Source organism: Arthrobacter alpinus (assembly GCF_001294625.1).
Classification (GTDB): domain Bacteria; phylum Actinomycetota; class Actinomycetes; order Actinomycetales; family Micrococcaceae; genus Specibacter; species Specibacter alpinus_A.
Genome location: NZ_CP012677.1, coordinates 306,473 through 322,871, shown reverse-complemented (window position 1 = coordinate 322,871; position 16,399 = coordinate 306,473). Strand labels below are relative to the sequence as shown.

Below are 16,399 nucleotides of genomic sequence, written 5' to 3'. Positions count from 1 at the left end.
GCCCCTGATGGGTGCGTTACAACCCCAGTTTGCCCGGGTTCAACAGGTTTTTGGGATCCAACGCAGCTTTGATGGTCTGCAGCACGCCAAATCCGGTTCCCAGGGACCGTTCCATATAGGGTCCGCGCAACAGCCCAACTCCATGGTGGTGGCTGAGCGTGGCACCATGCCTGATGATGACATCGTTCGCCGCATCCCAGGCCGTCCGGTACCACTGTGCCCGCTTGTCAACGTCTACGTCGCCGCGCATGGAGAAGTACAGGCATGCGCCGTCGATGTAGGCGTGCGATTGGTGGGCTGAACCTGCAAGTGTGCCCGAAACGGAGTTTACCGCGGCGACGACGTCGTCGTAAACCTCGGCCAGGCCCTTCCACGGGCCGATCATTTCCAAGGTGTCGGCCACCAGACCGGGGCTACGTTTGAAGCCTTCAGCGCTCTTGCCTGTCAGGTATCGGGTCTCGAGCCAGCGCTCAAAGATGGCGTCACCGTCGAGCTTGCTGCCGGTCTCGGCGCACACCCGCTCGCTGATGGCCAGCGTCGCCTCTACGGATTCCGTGGCGCCCTCGTCCGCCACCAGCAGGACGTTAGTGTCGGGCAGGGCGAACTGCACACCGCTTTCGAGGTTGTCGTACAGGCGCAGTGCGGCAGGCGTTGCGCCCTGCTGCATGATCTCGCGGCAGGCCTCCAAACCCTCCGCGAAAGTGTTGAACCCGTAGGCGATCGCCCGGCCGTGGTCGGGCAGACGGTGCAGCTGAAACCTGACGGTTGTCACCACACCCAGGGTTCCCTCGGAGCCGATGAACAGTTGCAGGAGGTCAGGTCCGACGGCGGCGCGGGAGCTGTTGCCCAGCGTCACCAGATCGCCGTTGGCCAGCACCACATCCATACCAAAGACCATGTCCTCAATCTTTCCGTAGCGTGTTGAAAGCTGGCCGGCTCCCCTGCACGCAACCCACCCACCCACGGTGCTGATGGCGTAGGAGGACGGCCAATGGCCCATGGTCATGCCATATTCGGATTGGATCTTCTCCTCGAAAATGTCCCCAAAGACCCCTGCCTCAACCTCGATGATCTGACTTTCCTCATCAAAGCCCAGGAACTTGTCCAAGCCACAGACGTCAAGAACGATCCCCCCGGCCAGTGGCAGTGCGGCGCCTGTGACGTTGCTGCGGCCTGCGGAAACGGTGACGGGGAGGTCACGGGCGTGCGAAATACGCATGACGGCCTGCACCTGTTCCGTGCTGGACACGGCCACGATGACCGCTTCCGGGGCGGCCGGGCGGCCGCCAGTCTCGGCGATCATGGTGCCCGCCCACCAGTCACGGGTGCCGTCGGCCACCTCGGCGGGGTCCGTCACCACGGAATCGGCCACAGCAGCCAGCTCCGCCAGGACCTCGGCGGGAACCGTCACCGGCGTGGTGCCAAAGACCGGGTCGCCGGAGACAGGGCCAAGGTTTTGCGCAAATGCCGGCTGGGTGGGTGCCCCGACGGTGTAGTTGCCACGGTTGTATCCACGTTTGAGTGCTTCTTTACTGATCATGATTACTTTTCTCCCATGAGGATGGCGCGTTCATGCGCGGTTTGGTTTCGGTAGGAGGCCACCTGGGCCTGAACTTCAAGTGCCGGCAGATCAAGTTCCTTCATCAAGAGCTCACCTACGCGTTCGGCCGCCGCTGCGGAGGCGTCGCGGGCCATTATGCGTGCCCGGGTGCGGCGCGAGAGGATGTCGTCCACGCTGCGGGCCAGTTCGTGGCGTGCCGAGTACACCACTTCTGCTTCCAGATACGGCAGCCCCTCCACTATCGGCTTGTTCAAGCTGGGGTCGCTGGCCAGGATGTCGGTGACGAACCGAGACTCGGTGCCGTACCGCTCCCCCAGATGGGAGGCGAGCCCTCCTGAGGCCACAATCGCCTCCGCATCGTAGCCAGCGGCACCCAGCAAGTACGCGGACTTGGTCTTACAGCGGCGCCGTTCACCGAGCACCTTTTGGGCTGCGTCCACAGTTTGCTCGGCCATGTGTCGGGAGGTGGTCAGCTTGCCGCCCACCACCGTGACCAGCCCGTCGGGGTCGGTGCGGATCTCGTGGTTGCGCTTGACCTCAATAGTCTTTCCGCCGGGCGGTGCCACGAGCGGGCGGCAGCCGCCAATACTGCCCACCACGTCCTCGGGCTCGATGTCGATGTTCAAGGCCGTGCGGGCGCCGTCGAGCAGGAATTCCATTTCCTCCCGGGTGCAGTTCACGTCGTCGAGGTTGCCGTTGTAGTCCTCGTCGGTGGTGCCCAGGTAGGAAGTGTCCCCCCAGCGGGTGATGGTGGCACGACGGTTGCGGCCGGGGACCGGGATGGTGACGGTGCAGTCGTTGCGGATCTTGGTCCACGGGACGGCGATGTGCACGCCCTTGGCGGGGCGGATGGTGGGCGCGTCCACGTCCTTGCCTGCCCCTGTCCAGTCGCGCAGCCATACACCCGTGGCGATGACCACAGCGCTTGAGTGGGCGCGGATCTCCCGCCCGTCAACCTCGGCCACCACCCCGTTGACCTTGCCGCCCTGGCGGGTGACGTCGGTAACTTTTGCCCCGTTGAGGACCACGGCTCCGTGGTACGCCGCGGTGCGGGCCAGCGTAAGGGTGAGGCGGGCGTCGTCGGCCCGGGCGTCGTAGTACATGAAGCCACTTTCAAGCTTTTCGGCCTTGAACGTGGGGCAGTGCGCCAGGACCTCGTTCTTGGTCAGCTTTTGGTGGATAACGCCTTCGCGCCAGCCGCCAGCCAGGTCGTAGGTCCACAGCAGGCTTTCAAAGCCGGCAGCCAGGCGGCGGTCGAACACGCCGTTGTCTGAGAGCACGGGAAACAAGAACGGCAGGCGCTGGACCAGGTGCTGCGCATTCTTGCGCAGCCGCTGGCGTTCCAGGAGGGAGTGGCGCACCAGCGGCAGGTTCCCCTGCTCAATGTAGCGCAACCCGCCGTGGATCATTTTCGAGGATTTCGAGGACGTGCCTGAGGCAAAGTCATCCTTTTCCAACAGGGCCACCTTGTAGCCGCGCAGTGCCGCATCCATGGCCGTGTAGGCGCCGGTAACTCCGCCACCGACCACAATGATGTCAAAATGCCCGTTGTCGAGTCGGTCGACTTGTTCGTGACGCGCCAAGGGCAGGGGTGTGTCCGAGACCATTTTGGCCCGGCCCATCTTGGGTTTGCGTGAAGGTAGGGAAATCATGGTGTTTATCACTTCCGAGAGTTGCATTGAGAACTGTATTGATGAGCAGGTGAAAAATCTGTTATCCGGGATGTACTAGGCCCAGGTCGCTGGCAATGCGCCTATGCCAGTCACTGCGCCGCGCCAACCGTTCGGGTTCACAAGTGCGCGATTCAAAAACGTCGCCGGGTCCAAGAGCTGCCACGGCATCTTGCAGCGAGTCCCAGAGGAGCCCGTCAGATCCCGCCATGAAAGCAACCCCACGCAGGGTGGCAAACTCCGTTCCGGGCAGCCGGCGCATGGGGATACCTGTGAGGTCCGCCTGCATCTGAATCAGGGCATCACTGCCGGAAAGCCCGCCGCCAACCACAATTTCCGTCACGGCCATGCCGGCGGATTCTGCGTTCGCTTCCATGCTGCTGGCCACCGAATGGGCGATCCCTTCCAGCACTGCATAGGCAACTTCCGCCCGCGTGTTGGCCATTGACAATCCGGTGAGTGAGGCCCGCAAACCCGGTTCAACCACCGGGGTGCGGATGCCTGTCAGTGACGGGATGAACAAGACCCCGTTGGAGCTTTGTACGGTGGCCGCCAGCTCACTTATTTTGCGGGACGATTCAAACCAGCCCAACGTGTTGCACACCCAGTCCAAAGCAGATCCCGTGGTGGGCGTGAAAGTTTCCACGGCGTAGAACGTTTCGTTGTGACGGCGCCAACCAACCATGGTCAGCGTCCCGTCGTACACTCCCGGCTTTAAGGGTGGGGTGGGGCCGGTGAGCATGTCCACAAAACTTCCGGTCCCGTGTCCGCACATGGCTTGTCCAGCCTCCAGGCAGCCCAGACCCACGGTGCTGGCGTGCTGATCACCCATGGCTGCCAAGACCGGAATCCTGATGCCCAGGAGCTTTTCGTCGGTGTGCCCGAAGAAGTCGGAGTCCTGACGCAGCTCAGGAAGCAGATCCAGGGGGCAGCCCAATGCCGTGATCCAGTCGGTCTCGTATTCGTGGGTTGCCAGAACATAGGCACCCGCCGAAGTGGCATTGGTGCTGGTGGCGATGTAGGCACGCTCCGCTGTGAGACTCCACAGGAGCCACGTTTCAATGGTGCCGAAGCCGAGCCGCCCCTGCCTATAGGCGGCCTTGACTTCAGCGGTCTCACGCAGGTGATGGGCCGCCCACAGGTAGGGGGATCTCACACCTGTGGGACGGCCAACCGTTGCAAGGAGACGTTCGTCCCAGTCAGGGCCCAGCTCAGCCAATTCCTTAGCGAAGCGGTTGTCCTGCCACACCATTGCAGGCACCAAGGCGGCGCCTGTGGCTGTGTCCCACAGGACCGCCGTCGCGCGTTGGGTGGCGATGGCAAGAGCCTTGACTTCCACCCCCGCAACTTTCGCTGATGCGAGCACTGCGTGCACGGATTCGATGGTCTTTTGAAGGATTTCGTTGGCGTCTTGCTCCACCACACCCGGTCTGGGGCTGTGCACGGACAAGGGCCGGTATTCCAGGCCATGGACTCCGCCGTCCTGTGTCACCCAGGCTGCGCGGGTTCCCGTGGTGCCTTCGTCGATGGACAGGATTGCTGGGATTCTCATCTCCTGGCTCCTACTTGACTAGTGCAGTGGCCAGGGCCACGTCACTCTTGAATTGCGGTGCGTTGGTCTCCTCGTCGGGGCTGATGCTTGTCCGGGTGGGATCCCACTTGATCACCGAGCAGATGATGCAGGCGGTCAGCGGGACGACGGAGAGGATCAGGAACGTCGGTCCTAGGCCCAAGTCTTCCTTCAGGATGGGGAAGACCAACAGGCCCAGGGCGGCGCCAGTGCTCCCGATAGCCCCAATGATGCCGTTGGCACCGGCCCGGAGTTCACTGCGGAAGGACAGTGTGGACAGGCTCTTGCCATTCGCGCCGGGACCTCCGGAGTGGAAGAGGATGAACAGCGACGGCACCAGGAATGCCAGGAAGATCGGCATGGTCTCGTAGAAGAGGCCAAGGATCACCAGCATCACAAACACAGCCCCAAAGCCCAAGGCTGACGCCTTGCGCAGGCCAAAGAATTTGCCGATCTGTGGCGACATGAAACCACCAAGTATGCCGAACAGGTTGAAGACAAGCGCACCGAGCGTGGCCACCACAAAGTTCTGCCCAAAGAGCGTCAGACTGATGATGGGCAGGTACCAGCCCACGGCAAAGTATTGGATGGACTGGGCCATCTGTACCGTGCCGGCCAAGATGGTCCGCGGCAGGTAGATTCCCCTGAAGATCAGGGCAACGTTGGCGAAGCCCTTGGTTGCCTGGTTCAGGATGGGGGCCCGGTCCTCAACGTCCGCGGCGACGAACGGTTCCTTATAGATCTTGGTCATGTACGTGGCGGCGCGTTCCAGCATCCCCTTGCGGGCGGCCCATGTGGGACTTTCCACCAGGTATGTGAGCTGGAAAATGAACATGATCAAGGCAACCACGCCGGCGGAGCCAACAGCGTAGCGCCAGATGGCTGCGCCGACGCCCATGTTGTAGAACAGGACGGCAAGGATGAGGTTGGAGCTTACAGCCGTGTACCAGACACCCTGCCAGGTATTCAGGCGGCTCTTGAAGCGGGCCGGGGTGAATTCGGCCAGCAGTGCCATGGCGATGGCGAAGTCGATTCCGTAGGCGGCGCCCACAAAAAATCGGCCAGCCATGACCATTTCAAAGCTGGGGGCAAAAGCGGCCAACCCGGCACCGACGAGCGCCAGAACCTTGGCGATGATCAGCGGGGGTATGCGCCCGTACTTGTCTGCCAGCCAGCCGCCGATGGGGTTGAAAACAATGGCTACCCAGGAAGCGAGGGAGGTGAGAGTGGCGACCTGAATGGCGGACAGGTGCAGGTCCTTGGTCATGGGGCCCAGGCCCGCGGCCAACGCGGAGTTGGAGAACGCATCCAGGAACAGGCCACCAAGGGCCAGCCACCAGATCAGGCCTGCACGACCGGAAATCTTGGGACGGGAGTCGATGTATGACACAACGTCGTGCACACCTCGGAGAACAATATTTGACAACGGTGTCACCTTTTCGCTCAGGAAACCGTGCCCGCTGGAAATGCTGCTCCCTCCGCATGAAAAAAGGGCAGAACGTGACCTCCAACAGGAGGTCTCATATTCTTACCCTGACCTGTGAGACTATAGTCACAATTTTCTTTTTTGGCAACAGGCTGCGCACTGCGGTTCGGCCTGCGGTTCTGCCTGCTGGTAGCTGCCATCCGTTCGCTGGACGGCTGCCCGGTCAGCTGCGGTTCTTGGCGGGCAGGACCACTTCACTCAGGACTAGGATCACGCCGGCGGAAATGGGGATGGCCACGAGCGCCCCGGGCAGCCCGAAGAGGGGCCCGCCGGCCACCGCGGAGATCAGCACCACCGAGCCCGGGATCTTCACGGCCTTGCTCATGACCTTCGGGGTGAACACGTAGGCCTCCAACTGCATGTACACCAGCATGGCAATATAGACGACCAGGCCGGCCGTCGGGGAATGGACCGGGGCCAGCAGTGACATGGCAAAGGTGGTCAGGACGGTGCCGATCATCGGGATCAGGGTGACCAGGAAGGCCACGATCCCGATGACGAACGGGCCGGGCACACCCATAATGAGCAGCACGACGACGCTGAACGTCGCGTTGGCCAGTGCGAGCAGCACCATCCCGCTGAGGTAGCGGCCCACATTTTCTAGGATCCGGTTGGTGTAGCCGGCCACGTTCTCTCGGCGCGAAGCCGAGATCAAAGCCAAATGCGGCGTTCTTGGTGGAGTCGTAGGTGCCCACAAAGTAGATGGAAAAGTTGGCGATGAAGAACCCCGAGCCGATGGCGTTGGCGATGGTGAAGCCCAGGCCGACGGCTCCGGTGCCAACGGTGGCCAGGAACTGCGGACGGGTGCCCTCGCCGGAGATCCAGGTCAGGATGTTTCCGAGCACGCCGTTGCTGGCGGCGTTCACCTCATCAAACCAGCCGTGGTCTCGAAGACGCACAATTTCTGCGGGGATGCCGGTGATGAGGTTCTGGACCTGTCCCACCAGCAGGGGGATCACCATCAAGAGCACTCCCACCATGAGTGCAACAATCAGCATGATCACGGCCGCCGTCGCCCAGCCTCGGGCCAGCCCGCGCCGTTGCAGCCAGCGCACCAGCGGATCCAGGCCAACGGCGACGAACATGGCCAGGAACACGGAAAAGACGATGCCGCGGAGGTTGTAGACTGCCAAGCCTGTCACCAGGGCTCCGAGCACGCCCAGGGTGAGGATGTAGCCACGTGCCAGGGAACCTCGGCCCACCAACCGCCACGGGCTCGGAGGGTGGGAGATCCAGCGGGAGCTGGACACCGCCGTCGTCCTGCTGCCTCGTGGGCTGTCCAGCCTCCTGTCGGTCATGGCTGAGCGCTGCGGACGCAGTGCCTTGTGCCTGCAACTTTGCTCGTTTCATGATTCCGGCCTTTTCCTGCCCGTTGGATTCAAAATTGGTTTTTCCCCCACCTGGGCTACAGGAGCTTGCTGCTCCTGACCTTAGTCTGCCCAATCCAGGGAATGTGCCTCTCCGCCGGCACCTGCGTGCCCAGCGAAGGGCTCTCCCCGGAAACACCCAGCGACTTCCTGCGGATGCCCGCCGAGGCTAAAGTAAGGACATATCCGTCCCGCCCATAGGAGCCTTCGTGAATCTTGCCTGCACCGCCAACCTCCCGGGCGGCAACTAGTGGCCGTGGTGGACTTTGTGCTGATCGTCGTGCTCAGTATTGCGGGCTTGTTGTTCCTGCTGCTGCAGTCGTGGCTTGCGGCCACCGTGGTGCGGCGCGTGGTGGGTGTGCCCATTGGCTGGCCGCGCTCCATCATGGTGGGGTTCATCATGAGCGCCACCATGGGGCTGACCGTTCAGTACTTATTCCGGGCTGCCACGGACCAGAACACCAACGGCCTGAATGTGGCGCCAGCCGTGGCCGTGCTGTTCCTGGTGCTGGCCGTCGGCTGGATTTTTGCCCTCGGCGTGGGCGCCCTCGTGTTCATCGAGGCGGCGTTCCCCACCGGTTCCCTGCCCCGTTTCAGCTCCCTTTTCACGGGCTGGAAGGCACGACGACGTCGCACCAGACGGTATTCCGACGTTGTCGCGATCGCCGTGCGCCACGGGCTTGGTTCGCGGCTGCGCGGCTTTGGCAACGGCGACAGCACCGAGCGGGAGGCCAAAACGGCCCGCGCCCTGCGCAACGCGCTCAACGAGGCCGGGGTCACGTTTGTCAAGCTGGGCCAGATGCTCTCCACCCGCCAGGACCTGCTTCCCGAAACGTACATTCGCGAACTTCAGACACTTCAAACCAAGGCAAGTCCGGAACCGTGGGAGCGGATTTCTGCCGCGATCAAGGAACGTCTGGACCGCCCGGTCGCCGAAGTTTTCAGTGACATCAACCCGATCCCACTGGCGGCGGCATCCGTGGCCCAGGTGCACCAGGCCACCTTGCTTGACGGGACCTCCGTGGTGATCAAGGTCCAGCGCCCCGGGGCCTTGGACCAGGTCAACCTGGACACGGACATCATCCTGCGGCTTGCGCACTGGCTGAACAAGACCACCCCGTGGGGCAAGTCCTTGGGTGTGTACACCCTGGCGCAGGGCTTTGCCGGGTCCCTAGAGGAGGAACTTGACTACCGGATCGAGCTGGAGAACATGCGCAGCATTGAGCATTCCCTGGCGGTGTCGGGCAACTTTTCCGTTTCCGTTCCCCACGCGTACCCGGAATTTTCCAGCGAACGGCTGCTGGTCATGGACACGCTGCCAGGGCGCCCCGTTAGCTCAGCCGGCACCCTGCTGGCCGGTCTGAACGCTGAGGAACGCAGCGCCCTGGCCACCACCTTGCTCGGCGCCACCCTTGAGCAGATCGTCTCAGACGGCGTCTTCCACGCCGACCTGCACGCAGGAAACATCTTCATCACCTCGGAGGGGACCCTGGGCCTGCTGGACTTCGGTGCCGTGGGCCGCTTGGACCCGGCCACGCAAACCGCACTGGGCATGATGCTGTATTCCATTGACAAAAACGACAGTGCCGGGGCCACCGACGCGCTCATCGAACTGCTGGACCGTCCCGACACCCTGGATGAAAGGGCGCTGGAACGCGAACTCGGGCAGCTGCTCACCCGCTACCGGGTCGGGTTTGGCCCCGGCGGCAGCCAGAAGATGTTCGGCGATCTGATGTCACTGGTCATCGCCTACAAGTTCGCCGTGCCCGCCCAGATCGGCGCCGCCTTCAGGGCCCTGGCCGCCGTCGAAGGCACCTTGCAAATCATCGACCCGACCATGGATCTGGTAGCCGCCTCCCGCGCCGAGGGCAGCCGGCTCATGGCCGACAGATTCAAGCTCGGCAGCGTCAAGGACGAGCTGGAGCAACGCGCCATGCAACTACTGCCGCTGCTCAACCGGCTCCCGCGACGCCTCAACAAGATCACCGAGGACCTCGAACACGGGCGCTTCAACATGAACGTGCGCGTCCTGGCCCATCCTTCGGACAGGCGCTACCTCACCGGATTGTTCCAGCAGCTGATCGTGGCCGTTTTGGCGGGGTCGGCCGTACTGGGCTCCATCATGCTGATCACCAGCAACGAAGGCCCCTTGCTGACCGGGCAGATCCACCTATACGGCGTGTTTGGATTCGCCCTGCTCTTTGGCGGGTTCGTGCTGGGCATGCGGGCCCTGATGCTGGTCTTCAAGCGAGACGTCGACGCCTAGTGTTCCGCGCGGACCTCGCCACCCGGCGGGGCTGAGCTCTGCGCGGACCTCGCCGAGGTAGACGGGAACCGCCGAGACAGACGCGGCTTAGCGTCTACCTCGGCGGCGCACCGTCAGACTCGGCGTGAAGCCGGGTGGTCGAGAACACCGGTAGCGCCGAGCCCCTCTGCGCCGATGAGCATCTCGATCGCGGTACAGCTAAGGACGATGCCTTGGGCGCCTTGATCGTTGATGATGCGTCGGTACCCACTGCGGGATTCGTCCTTAAATGCACCCAGCACCAGTTCCCTCAAGATGATTCGGTTGACGGTTGCCCCGTCGTCCGGCGAGGGAGACCACTACTGGCAATCTCTGGGATTTCAGGTGCTCGATGGAGAAGTCTTCTTCCATCGTGAATTGGGCGCCCAGCAATCCAATGGTTCCGATTCCAGCATTTGCCACGGCAACCGCGGTGATGTCAGCCAGATGCAGGAACGGAACAGCAATGGCGTCCTCGATCTCGCCGGCCACGCAGTTCTTCCTTGATGTGTTCGTTGATGATCTGGTAGTACAGGGCGGTGCTCTGCCAGCTCAACGCACCCAGCAGGCCAGTCTTCTTCACTGTGTTTCCGCAATCCTGGAGTAGGACGCACGCGACCCGTGAGCTATGGCGGCTTGGCGAGTGTCCAAGTCGCCTTACCTCACGGCTCGAAGCGCGACGGCTGCTGGTTCCTGAGCCGCGGCTGACGGAACTTGCCACCGCGCATCGCATCGACAACAAGTGGAAGCACAACCGCGACCTGCTGGAGCCGGCGGACCGTACCAACGTCGTAGCCTGTGTGCGCCACTAGATTCACGCGGCATACTCCGCCGGCTGGAGACTTTGCCCGGGTAGACTCCCTGATCATGACCGCCCAGCCACGCACCACCGCAAAGACCATCCATGCCGTCTTCCTCGATGTTGATGGGACCTACGCCGACTACGGGGTTGTCCCGGATGCCCATGTACGGGCTGTCCGGTCGGCACGTGCTGCCGGCCACAAAGTCTTCTTGTGCACCGGCCGGCCAGTGTCGATGCTCCCCGAGCACATCCTCGAGGCGGGCTTTGACGGCCTAATCGCCAGTGCTGGCGCCTAGGTAGAGGTGGCCGGTGAAGTCCTCCTTGACCGCCGCTTCCCCGCAGACCTGGCGGCCAGGACCGTGCCGGCCCTTAACGTCCACCATGCCGTGTACATCCTTGAGGCGCAGGAATAACTCCATGCGCCCCCGGCCGCGCAGGATCGCCTGCGTGTCATCGTCGAGGCACACTTCAAGGAGTCACCGGATAGACACCAGAGCGGCTCCTCAAGCATTCTGGGACCGCTGCGCACCCTGGGGAAGTTGCTTCCGCGCTTCGCCAAGGCATCCGTCTTCGAGTCCCCGATTCCCCTCGCCGCCCTGGCCTGCGAGATCGGGCCGGACATCGACGTCGTCGCCAATTCGATGGCAACCGAGGGTATGCACTCCGGGGAACTGTTCCAGCGCGGCATCAGCAAGGCCGACGGCGTGGCCGTTGCTATCGCGTTTCTGGGGATCGACCGCACGGCGCCACCGCCGAGCCGGGCGGGCATGGCTGCGGCTTTTGCGCAGCTCGGACTGCTCTAGGCAAGGTTAGGCGCAGTACATCAGGACCAGCATGAGGCGCACGAATGCCGTGCCGGAGACCGTGACCCTGCCCACGGCGAGCATCACGCTGGTCCATGGACTGAACACCCAGACGGCGACCAGGGCAAGTTGTGAGAAAGCGATTCCGGCCATGACAACCAGCGTGTAGGGGGCTGCCAAGAACTCCACCTGGCGGTTCGCTTAGCTTGCCCCGCCCTTCCGCCGGACCATCTCGGTGATCCAGATGGGTGCGAACGGCGAGGTGCAGTTCGGCGGCGTCGGGTAGTCCCTGAGGACTTCCAGGCGTTCCCCGATGCTCAGAGCCTGGTCCTGAGCTCGAGGTGCTCGATCCCGATCGGGGCCGGGCAGTTGTTCATGGCCCATTGCAGGCGGTCCGGGGCGTCCTTCATCTGTACCTCGATGATCTCCAGCAGCCCCGGCAAGTCTAGGCCTTCGGGATTCGTAACCACCTGTTCACTTGTCAGCGCCCACGCGGCACTGGCCACCACGGGGTCCGGATCCGTGAACCAGGCCACCCGCAGCTCCTGGGCATGCGGGCTCTTCTTCAGCACGTAGTTAACCAACCAGTCGTGTATTTTGGGGACGGGCCTGACGCAACATGGCGTCCAGCTCATCGCGGCCGAAGTCCTTGGGGCGGCGGATCAGCAGTGCCACCAACCGTACCGCGGTGTCGCCGCTGGCCCACAGTTCCCGGGCAATCTCCTGCTGCATCTTCAGCCGCTTCGCAATGGCGCGCAGTTTGCCCAGGTTCACCCCGTGGTCGTCGCCGTGCCGCTCATTGATGGCGCGGGCCCTCGGGTCTTCCAGGGTAGCCAGCTCGGCCAACACCTGCGCCGCCGTCGTGCTGCTCAAAGTTGGTTGGGCCTTCCCGCACTCCTGTCGGTTATCTGTGCTTTTCAGCGTACTCGGGAAGTACGTACGACGGCTTTACCTGCTCGGTGGTTCTGCCCGCCCGCGGCAATGTGTACAACATTGACGTGTTGTACGGCGGAGGGCAGGCTGAGTTTGTCAGCGGCGCCTAGGTCGTCTCATCGCAGATGGGCCGGAGAAGCGCGTCACGCATGTTCGGAGTTGCTGTCGCTGTGGAACTGGCATCGATGGCTTCCTTTGCGATCACAGCATGCTCTACTTCGATCTGGAGCTACTCGGCACAGGAGTCGTAGCAGTCGCAGGCCACAATTTCTGAGGAACTGCGTGACCTGAACGCTGATGCCCCGCTCACGCATGTTGAGGCAAGACGGGCCACACTCGCACGGGTCATGGCTGAGACCCTGCGTCTGCACCCGGAAGTAGCCAGACACCCAAGCACAAACACAGGAAGATCCCGGGAAATCCGGGGATCTTCCTGTGTTAACCTACGTAACTTCAGGTGAGCTTGGGCCGGTCGACCCGGATGTGCAGGAGTTCGCGTCCTTTACCCGGGGAGTACGGAACCGGAACTTAGAGAGGGGCGATGGATCTCAGCATACGATTGCTCGGAATGGCCAGCGTCAGGGAGTCACCCTGAACTCGATCGCTTTCTCCGTGACGGCTCCGTGGTTGTCTGTCGCCTTGATGGTGAGCGTGTAGTTCCAACCTATGAGTCCGCCGAAGAGGTTACCGGGGATCGTCCACGTGTCCCCGTTTCGTTCCGCACTCCGGTATCTGCATGACCCACCCGCAGGGTATCCGTTGGGGTTGCCGCCTGGGACATAGCAATACGTGCCAATATTGGTCCGCTGAAGGATGTACTCCACGGACACAACCGTTCCATTCGGGTCGATTGCTGTTCCGCAGATACCCCCAACAATTCGATCGCAATCACGGTCGAGCCGAGCCTGTAGCTGCGCCTTGGTTCCGGTGAAGCCATTGGTCGGCTGAGTGAACACGATGTTCGGAGGCACGATGGCCGCGCCGCATTGGAGGGTCGTACCTGTCGTGCTGAACTCTGCCCGCCGGAATACCTGTGATTCCCACCCCGATGACCCGGTGGGCCCCGGGGCCCCGACTCTGGAGTGAATACGAACCGTGTAGGTTGTTCTCAGGGCAAGTGGCGGCGTGAAATTGGATGTGTTTAATCTGGCCGTGGCCGGATTACCGGTCATCTGTTTGTAGTCAGAGATCGCGACACCAGCTGGGGTGTAGACACGGGCCCAGTAGGTATAGCGAGGATCAGCTAGGGGCGTCGTACCAACGGTGATGCTATTCGCGTTGGCTGTGCAAGTGGCGGGGCCGGGCTGTAGCACCCGGTGCGCGACGAAGCCCGTCGTCGTCACTTCGGCGGTATCGGTGAAATATGCGGAAGTACCGGAGGCCACAGTGGTGAGCAGGAGGGCGGGGATGCCCACGGCTAACACGGTCGCCCTTATCCGGACCTTCCTTTGGTGCGCGCGGTGCCAGCCGGACTTCACGGGGGGCGCTTCCGGCGGTTTTTTCGCAGTCTCGTCTTCTAAGCCGGAGTCCGAGTCGTCGCCAGCCGACGGCTGGCGACGGAATGCCCATAGCAGAAGTGCCGCAGCAGTGAGACCGCCAACGAACATCCCCCATGGACTGGTGAGGATCATGATAATCCGGCCGAGGTACGGCGCAGTGAAGAAAACCTGGTCTGCCTCAGTGACGGCGTACGTTTCTCGGTCTGGTCCAGGGTTGGCGTCACCCTTGAGGGTCAGTGCAGCGATGTCCGATTGTTGCTCGACGGCGAGAACCCGATGCGTGACCCGAGTCTTGTCGGATGCGGTGACGCTGACGACGTCCCCGACCCGGAGGTCGCTGGCAGCCACGGTACGAGCTAGGCCGAGGGAGCCTGTTGGTACTTCTGGTGACATCGAGCCCGAGGTGAACACCAACGGCACAATGCCAAAGATCACCGCAGCGAGAGCGGCAATGATGCTCAAGCTACCAAGACCGGCACCGCACCAGAGGAGTACCTCAACCGCTCGGCGGCCCGTCTTACGAATGGTCGGTTCTGGCGTTGTCATGGAGCCCCCATCTGTTTGGCGTCCAGCTCCACTATCAGTTGGGTACGCGCTCCTTGGAGCGCGTTCGGTGCCACCAAGTCGAGGAGGACTACGACGCAGTGAGTCTGCGTCGCGCCCGGGGCGAGGGGAATGTCCGCAGGGGCAAGTTCCACTGTATTGGTTGAAGTGCTAACTTCCTGGTTCTTGAGCAAGTCCCCGCCGGGGCAGCTGCCACTTCGATCCCCGGCTGCTTGTGTGCCAGCGTTGGTCGGCGAGCCGCCGGCATAGATTGCGACCTGCAGTCCACCCTCGTTGCCGGATGCAGCGAGGGCGTTGTTCGTGGTGTGGACAAACCCGTTATAGATGAATCTTGTGGTGCCGAAATTTCGTACGATGAACGGGCGGGCAATGCTCTCGCCAGGGAGCAGATCCGCAATGGTTAAAGTGGAGTATTCGTGTGTGCCGCCGGGGCCTGGGAGGTAGTTGCTGTCCTCCACTGCGCCGCCCACGGTCAAGTCCAATGTGCCTGCAGTGAACGTACCGGACTCTATGGTGGCCTCATCGGTCCAGTAGGCCATGGTTCCCACGGCTGCAGGGGCGGCGAAGATTCCGAGACAGAGCACAGCACGAACCTTGCGTGAGGCCAACCCCCGCCAAAAACCGCCAAAACGGGGTTCAGTGTGATCTCTCATGTTCGGTCTCCTCTCGCTTACGCATCCCTAGGAGTGCAATGCCGACACCCATGGCGATTCCGGCAGTAATGATTGACCAGCGGACGTCTGACGCTCCCGTCTGCGGAAGAGGCCCAGTGGATTCCTCGTCATTAGTTCCTGGCCCCTCAGGGTCTTCGGTTGCGACTTGTTCATCGGAAAGAACCACGCGAAAATTCAGTGCCAGTTCTTTGTTTTGAGAGCGGTTCGGTGAGTCCGAATCAAAATGAGCGCGCACCTCTACTTTACGTACCTCACCAGCATGCAGCGCTTCATTGTTTAGCCGGAAGTTCTGCTCCGTGCGCTCCAAATCCACCCAATCACCTGAAGCGACGCGCGCCGAGAGCCTGATGTCCTCATAGCGCAGAAGGTGATCACGATCGGTAGTGGTAACCGCTATCGTGAGAGTCGCTCCACCCTTGGCATGGTTGCGGATATAGAAAACTTTTACTTCAAAGTCGCCGGGAACCCAGCGCAGTGCGGGATCGAACAGCGGTTCACTCAACTGCTCTGACCAAGCGTCGCCGTCCCAGCTGACATGCAACTCATCGGCTGCGTACGCGGCTGGCGCCACCAGGCAGAAGAGGACCGCGGTACACACCAAAACACTCCAGAAACGGCGCCTCAAGAGTCGGCCGAGGTTCTGCGGTGACCTCCACGATCTCGGATGGCTCCGATGAACGAAAATGCCGCATACCCGAGAAGGAGCGCAGCCGCGATGTATACCGCCATCTGTCTCTCCTCTCGGATGAGTATGTTGTTGACGTATCCTAGGTAGGGAACTGCGTACCACTTTTCGCCTTTGATCTGAATTGGTTTGACCCAATTCTCGTCAGGAACGTTGTTGGCATCTCCCTGAGTCTGAAAACGCAGTCCGCCCTTGGTGTCGAAGCCTTGAGCCACTACACGGTGGGTGACGTTGGTAGCCTTGCCTGATTGGAGTTGGTAGGTGATGACCGAGCCGATGCTGATCTTGTTAGCATCAACCGGTCTCACCACCACCAAGGTCCCGGGAGGCAACTCCGGCTGCATCGATCCGGTAAGAATCGTGTACGGTGTTGCGCCAGTGATCCTCGGGATTACCACCGCCACCGCCACGCTCGCTGCCACCGAAAGGATCAGCAGCCACGCAACAACTTGCCCGAACCAGCGAAGTAAGGACCGGACAACCATTACTCAGCGCTCGATG

General features: G+C 62.1%; 16 protein-coding genes and 2 pseudogenes. 3 read left to right on the top strand and 15 right to left on the bottom strand.

Features of this window, described 5'->3' with window-relative positions; genetic code table 11:
- Window positions 1-16: 16 nt before the first annotated feature.
- The 6 genes and pseudogenes from AOC05_RS01280 to AOC05_RS20660 form a co-directional block, all read right to left on the bottom strand.
- Entirely contained in the window at window positions 17-1,540 is a 1,524-nt protein-coding gene (locus AOC05_RS01280) for an FAD-binding oxidoreductase (protein ID WP_062004993.1), read from the bottom strand.
- A 2-nt stretch (window positions 1,541-1,542) separates the two neighbouring features.
- On the bottom strand, window positions 1,543-3,213 hold the full coding sequence (locus AOC05_RS01275) for a glycerol-3-phosphate dehydrogenase/oxidase (protein WP_062009186.1): 1,671 nt from the start codon (window positions 3,211-3,213) through the stop codon (window positions 1,543-1,545).
- Between the two features lie 61 nt (window positions 3,214-3,274).
- Window positions 3,275-4,783 carry an FGGY family carbohydrate kinase gene (locus tag AOC05_RS01270; protein ID WP_062004991.1) on the bottom strand — a complete coding sequence of 503 codons (1,509 nt, stop codon included), beginning with the start codon at window positions 4,781-4,783 and terminating at the stop codon, window positions 3,275-3,277.
- A 10-nt stretch (window positions 4,784-4,793) separates the two neighbouring features.
- Entirely contained in the window at window positions 4,794-6,227 is a 1,434-nt protein-coding gene (locus tag AOC05_RS01265; RefSeq protein ID WP_062004988.1) for an MFS transporter, read from the bottom strand.
- 223 nt (window positions 6,228-6,450) lie between these two features.
- Entirely contained in the window at window positions 6,451-6,948 is a 498-nt protein-coding gene (locus AOC05_RS20300) for an AI-2E family transporter (protein ID WP_062004985.1), read from the bottom strand.
- Between the two features lie 91 nt (window positions 6,949-7,039).
- A pseudogene (locus AOC05_RS20660) lies at window positions 7,040-7,585 on the bottom strand (AI-2E family transporter); the annotation flags it as partial.
- 325 nt (window positions 7,586-7,910) lie between these two features.
- On the opposite strand from AOC05_RS20660, the gene AOC05_RS01250 reads away from it, so the two are divergent.
- A complete protein-coding gene (locus AOC05_RS01250) occupies window positions 7,911-9,920 on the top strand; it encodes an ABC1 kinase family protein (RefSeq protein WP_230085477.1) in 2,010 nt (669 codons plus the stop codon).
- Window positions 9,921-10,033: 113 nt separating this feature from the next.
- On the opposite strand, the gene AOC05_RS19945 is transcribed toward AOC05_RS01250, so the two are convergent.
- Window positions 10,034-10,201, bottom strand: coding sequence for a hypothetical protein (locus AOC05_RS19945; RefSeq protein ID WP_222439976.1), 168 nt, complete (start codon window positions 10,199-10,201; stop codon window positions 10,034-10,036).
- The gene (locus AOC05_RS19940) at window positions 10,185-10,430 is read right to left on the bottom strand and encodes an aspartate/glutamate racemase family protein (RefSeq protein WP_062004981.1); all 246 of its coding nucleotides are present in this window, start codon (window positions 10,428-10,430) and stop codon (window positions 10,185-10,187) included. The genes AOC05_RS19945 and AOC05_RS19940 overlap by 17 nt, the downstream gene beginning before the upstream one ends.
- A 375-nt stretch (window positions 10,431-10,805) precedes the next feature.
- Here AOC05_RS19940 and AOC05_RS19935 point away from each other — a divergent pair, with 375 nt between their 5' ends.
- The gene (locus AOC05_RS19935; RefSeq protein ID WP_062004977.1) at window positions 10,806-11,036 is read left to right on the top strand and encodes an HAD family hydrolase; all 231 of its coding nucleotides are present in this window, start codon (window positions 10,806-10,808) and stop codon (window positions 11,034-11,036) included.
- Here AOC05_RS19935 and AOC05_RS19930 read toward each other — a convergent pair.
- Window positions 11,013-11,207, bottom strand: coding sequence for a hypothetical protein (locus AOC05_RS19930; protein ID WP_062004975.1), 195 nt, complete (start codon window positions 11,205-11,207; stop codon window positions 11,013-11,015). The two genes, AOC05_RS19935 and AOC05_RS19930, sit on opposite strands and share 24 nt — an antisense overlap.
- A 72-nt stretch (window positions 11,208-11,279) precedes the next feature.
- Here AOC05_RS19930 and AOC05_RS19925 point away from each other — a divergent pair, with 72 nt between their 5' ends.
- Window positions 11,280-11,543 (top strand): hypothetical protein, encoded by a 264-nt coding sequence (locus AOC05_RS19925; RefSeq protein ID WP_062004973.1) that lies wholly within the window; start codon window positions 11,280-11,282, stop codon window positions 11,541-11,543.
- Window positions 11,544-11,549: 6 nt separating this feature from the next.
- Here AOC05_RS19925 and AOC05_RS01220 read toward each other — a convergent pair whose 3' ends face one another.
- The 6 genes and pseudogenes from AOC05_RS01220 to AOC05_RS01195 all read right to left on the bottom strand — a co-directional run bounded on the left by AOC05_RS01220 (window position 11,550) and on the right by AOC05_RS01195 (window position 16,383).
- Entirely contained in the window at window positions 11,550-11,723 is a 174-nt protein-coding gene (locus AOC05_RS01220) for a hypothetical protein (protein ID WP_154605019.1), read from the bottom strand.
- A 21-nt stretch (window positions 11,724-11,744) separates the two neighbouring features.
- Window positions 11,745-12,416, bottom strand: a pseudogene (locus tag AOC05_RS01215) (DNA alkylation repair protein).
- Window positions 12,417-13,054: 638 nt separating this feature from the next.
- Window positions 13,055-14,521 carry a signal peptidase I gene (locus AOC05_RS18650; protein WP_082357667.1) on the bottom strand — a complete coding sequence of 489 codons (1,467 nt, stop codon included), beginning with the start codon at window positions 14,519-14,521 and terminating at the stop codon, window positions 13,055-13,057.
- Window positions 14,518-15,192, bottom strand: a complete 675-nt coding sequence (locus tag AOC05_RS01205; protein WP_062004969.1) for a TasA family protein — start codon at window positions 15,190-15,192, stop codon at window positions 14,518-14,520. The genes AOC05_RS18650 and AOC05_RS01205 overlap by 4 nt, the downstream gene beginning before the upstream one ends.
- Window positions 15,176-15,811 carry an LPXTG cell wall anchor domain-containing protein gene (locus AOC05_RS01200; RefSeq protein ID WP_062004967.1) on the bottom strand — a complete coding sequence of 212 codons (636 nt, stop codon included), beginning with the start codon at window positions 15,809-15,811 and terminating at the stop codon, window positions 15,176-15,178. The genes AOC05_RS01205 and AOC05_RS01200 overlap by 17 nt, the downstream gene beginning before the upstream one ends.
- A gap of 23 nt (window positions 15,812-15,834) precedes the next feature.
- A complete protein-coding gene (locus AOC05_RS01195) occupies window positions 15,835-16,383 on the bottom strand; it encodes a signal peptidase I (protein ID WP_062004965.1) in 549 nt (182 codons plus the stop codon).
- Window positions 16,384-16,399 lie beyond the last annotated feature (16 nt).